This is a genomic window from Streptomyces sp. NPDC048361, assembly GCF_040651795.1.
Lineage (GTDB): Bacteria > Actinomycetota > Actinomycetes > Streptomycetales > Streptomycetaceae > Streptomyces.
The window spans coordinates 1-4169 of sequence record NZ_JBEZKW010000131.1 but is presented as its reverse complement, the minus strand read 5'-3'; the positions used below and the strand labels follow the sequence as shown (position 1 = coordinate 4169).

The 4169-nt window shown below is 69.1% G+C and carries 3 protein-coding genes and 1 pseudogene; 2 read left to right on the top strand and 2 right to left on the bottom strand.

Annotation, left to right across the window (positions count from 1 at the left end; translation table 11 throughout):
- Positions 1-211: 211 nt before the first annotated feature.
- Positions 212-1198 (bottom strand): alpha/beta hydrolase, encoded by a 987-nt coding sequence (locus tag AB0D31_RS34620; protein WP_362730882.1) that lies wholly within the window; start codon positions 1196-1198, stop codon positions 212-214.
- Positions 1199-1339: 141 nt separating this feature from the next.
- On the opposite strand from AB0D31_RS34620, the gene AB0D31_RS34615 reads away from it, so the two are divergent.
- Entirely contained in the window at positions 1340-1975 is a 636-nt protein-coding gene (locus AB0D31_RS34615; protein WP_362730879.1) for an XRE family transcriptional regulator, read from the top strand.
- 173 nt (positions 1976-2148) lie between these two features.
- On the opposite strand, the pseudogene AB0D31_RS34610 reads toward AB0D31_RS34615, so the two are convergent.
- A pseudogene (locus tag AB0D31_RS34610) lies at positions 2149-3310 on the bottom strand (IS3 family transposase).
- Between the two features lie 205 nt (positions 3311-3515).
- Here AB0D31_RS34610 and AB0D31_RS34605 point away from each other — a divergent pair.
- Entirely contained in the window at positions 3516-3932 is a 417-nt protein-coding gene (locus tag AB0D31_RS34605) for a transposase (RefSeq protein WP_362730876.1), read from the top strand.
- Positions 3933-4169 lie beyond the last annotated feature (237 nt).

The following is a 4169-nucleotide window of genomic DNA, read 5'->3' as shown; positions in this document are numbered from 1 at the left end:
CGCCGACGCGGCGACCCCCTCCCGCACCGCCTACAGGCCGGGGCCCACCATCGACCGATCCCACCGATCACCGACCCTCAAGATCTCCGGCTGTAGTACTTGGCGGGCTTGTTGTCACCGGCGTAGTGAAGTAAGCGCGACTTTCCAGGGGAGTGCTGACAGACGGCCTACCTGGGACACACCGCCAAACTGTCTGGGCGGCCCGGCTGGTTCAGCCCTGGATGGTGGCGAGCCAGTCAGTCAGCAGGCTGTTGACTTCGTCGGGGCGTTCCTGCTGGATCCAGTGGCCGCAGCCGTCCAGGAGGTAGGAGGCGGACAGGGCAGGGAGGGTGGAGGGGTAGGCGTCGATGGCGTCGGCCATCCAGGTGGTGGAGGCGTCCAAGGTGCCGCCGATGAACAAGGCGGGCTGTGTGATCGGGGAGCCGCGGTGGGGGGCGAGGTCTTCCCAGTCGCGGTCCATGTTGCGGTAGCGGTTGAGGGCGCCGGTCAGGCCGGTGCGTTCGAATTCCCCGGCGTAGACGACGAGGTCGTCGTCGGTCAGCCAGGCCGGGAGCGGGCCCGCGGGGAAACGGTCACGCAGCCGGCCGCCGTGGGTGACGAAGTGCGGGTCGGGCTCGCCCTGGGCGGGCATGGTGTCGGCGGACAGTGCCGCGTAGAACCCCGCGAGCCAGCCCTGTACGTCGGGCTCGATCTCCGCCTCGGCGCGGCCTGGTTCTTGGAAGTAGGAGACGTAGAACTCCTGCCCGGGGCCGCCGATCCGGCCGAAGATGTCGGTGGGGCGGGGGCCGCCGGGCGGCGCGTACGGGACGCTCAGCAGGCCGACTGCGCGGAAGACCTCCGGGTGGAGGAGGGCGGAGGTAGCGGCGATGTTGGAGCCCCAGTCGTGGCCGACGATCACCGCGTTCTCCTCGCCGAGGGCGTGAACGAGGGCGACATTGTCCTGCACCAGGTGCAGCATTCGGTAGGCGTCGGTCGCGGCGGGCTTGGAGGAGCGGCCGTAGCCGCGCACGTCGATCGCCACCGCCCGATAGCCGGCCGCGGCGAGGGCCGGGAGTTGGTGGCGCCAGGAGTACCAGGACTCGGGGAAGCCGTGCACGAGCAGGATCAGCGGGCCGGTGCCCTGCTCGACCAGGTGCAGGCGCACGGCCGGGGTCTCGATGGTGCGGTGGCGGAGTGCGGCGGTCGGCTCGGGTGACATGGGGCTTCTCCTCGGTTGGCGGCGGCTGGCGGGTACCCGATCGATCATGCGGCGCAACCGCCACTTGGCGCTATCGGCGTTGCCATTCGGGCAAACTTGCAGGACATGGAGGTGAAGCGGCACGGGAAAGGAACAGGGACGGTGGCAGGGGACGACGTGGCTCGGACACTGGCGGCGATGGGGCCCCGGCTGCGGGTCCTGCGTGAGCGCCGTGGCGTCACACTCGCTGAGGTCAGCGGCGCAACCGGTATCTCGCCCAGTACCCTCTCGCGGATCGAGACCGGCCGGCGCAAGCCCACCCTGGAGGTGGTGCTGCAGCTGGGGAAGGAATATGGAGTCTCCCTGGACGAGCTGGCCGGCACCGCCGCCGCCCCTGCGGTCGAGCCGCGCAGCACGGTGCAGCACAAGCACAGCTTGGGCGACGGCAAGGCGGTGTTGCCGCTGACCCGGTACGTCGGCGGCCTGCACGCCCACAAGCATGTCCTGCCTGCTGTCGAGGACTCGCCCGGGCGGCCCCGGCAGGTGTCCCACGAGGGCTATGAGTGGCTGTGCGTCCTGTACGGGCGGCTGTGGCTCGCACTCGGTGATCAGGACCTCGTCCTGGCTGCAGGGGATGCCGCCCAGTTCGACACCCGCGTCCCCCACGGAGTCGTGAACGCTGGTTCCGACGGACCGGTCGAGTATCTGATCATGTTCGGGCCTCAGGGAGAACGTCTACGGCCGCGCACCCCTCCAGCCGCTGGTCGCGGGAGTGGTGACAGAAAGTCTGCCGAATGAGCATGTGTGACAAGCCACGTGCCTCGTCGGCGACCACCACGCTGCTTCGTCCGGCCTCGTTCACCACGTCATCTGGCGCTACCGGTGACAACTATCGTGCTTCGGCTCAGTTGTCACAAGCTACGGTTGGGAGGGGGAAGCGGGTCTGCTGCAGGTTTGGGTGACGGGTTCGGTCACGCGGCCTGGAGGGCCGGTGTGGTCGTGACGGTCTCGAATTCGACGGGGGTCAGGCGGCCGAATGAGGCTTGTCTGCGGCGTCGGTGGTAGGTCCGCTCGATCCAGGTCACGATCGCGATCTGGAGTTCCTCGCGGGTGGTCCAGGTCCGGCGGTCGAGGACGTTCTTCTGCAGCAGGCTGAAGAAGGACTCCATGGTCGCGTTGTCGCCGGCCGCCCCGACTCTCCCTATCGAGCCGGCCATCCGGTGGCGGTCGAGTGCCCGGACGAATTTCCGGGACCGGAATTGCGATCCGCGGTCGCTGTGCAGGATGCATCCGTCGACCTGTTCGCGCCGGGCGACGGCGTTCTCCAGGGCGGTCACGGCCAGCGGGACTTCATCCGCGCGTCGATGGAGTAGCCCACGATCCGGTTGCTGAAGACGTCCTTGACCGCGCAGACGTACAACTTCCCTTCGCCGGTGGCGTGTTCGGTGATGTCGGTCAGCCACAGGCGGTTCGGGCCGGTCGCGGTGAAGACGCGGTTCACCAGGTCGTCGTGGACCGGCGGGCCCGCCTTCTTGGCCCGGCCGCGTTTCTTGCCGAACACGCTCCACCACTGGTTGTCCCGGCAGATCCGCCAGGCGGTGCGGTCAGCCATGCCCGCACCCGCGGCGCGGGCCTCGTCGACCAGGAAGCGGTAGCCGAACTCCGGGTCCTCGCGGTGCGCGGCGAACAGCGCCTGCGCGCGATGGGCCTCCTCGACCTCGGGTGCGGTCACCGGCTCGTCGAGCCAGCGGTAGTAGGGCTGTCTGGCGAGCTTCAGCACCCGGCACGCGACCGTGACGGGCACCCCGTCGCCGGCCAGCTCCTTCACGAGCGGGTAGATCCTTTTCCCGGCAGATTCGCCTGTGACAGATAGGCCGCCGCCCGCCGCAGGACCTCGTTCTCCTGCTCCAGCAGCTTGATCCGCCGACGCGCTTCCCTCAGTTCCGCGCTCTCCTGGCTGGTCGTCCCGGGCTTCACGCCGTCGTCGATGTCCGCGCGGCGCATCCACTTCCACAACGTCATCGCGTGGACGCCGAAGTCGGCGGCCACCTGCTCGACCGTGACGCCCGGACCGCGGTTCCTCGCGACACGCACGACGTCCTCGCGGAACTCCTGGGGATAAGGCTTGGGCACAGCGACATCCTTCCCACCTGCCATGCAAGGCAAGCCAGTTCAGATGTCACCCGATCGTGCGGCAGACCCTGGAGCTGGGATTCGGCTCGGGATAGACCTGCTGGCGGCGCCTGGACCGCTGGCAGCAGGCCGGAGTCTTCGACCAACTGCACCGCATCCTGCTCGCCAAGCTGAACGCGGCCGGCGAACTCGACTGGTCCCGCGCGTGCGTGGACGGCTCCCACATCCGCGCGAAAAAGGGGGCGCCGACACCGGTCCGTCGCCGGTCGACCGCCGCAAGACGGGCAGCAAACACCACCTGCTCTGCGACGGACGCGGCACCCCGCTCAAGGTCATCACCACCGCGGCCAACGTCAACGACGTCACCCAGACCCTCGCCCTGGGCGATGGCATCCCGCCCGTGGCCGGACGGCCCGGGCGGCCACGCCGCCGCCCCGACTCGCTCCTCGGTGACAAGGGCTACGACTCCAACCCCGCCCGCCGGGAGTTGCGCAAGCGGCGGATCCTGCCGGTCATCTCGCGCAGGGGCGCCCCGAACATCAAGGGCCTGGGCAAACTCCGTTACGTCGTGGAACAGACCCTCGCCCTGCTCCACCAGTTCAAACGCCTTGCCGTCCGTTAGGAACGCCGAACCGAACTCCACGACGCCTTCGTCCCGTTGGCCTGCAGCCTCATCTGCTGGAGACGCCTCAAGAAGGCTCACCCATGATCGTGTTACGAGCTCTTCGAGCAGCGCCATGCCACCGTCGGCGTGGAGCACCCGGATTGCCGCGGCCAGCCCTATCGGGCCCGAACGGCGGCCGGTCCTCCCGCGTGTGCGCGTAGTCGACGGCCACCGCCATCCCCGCGTCGAGCGCGC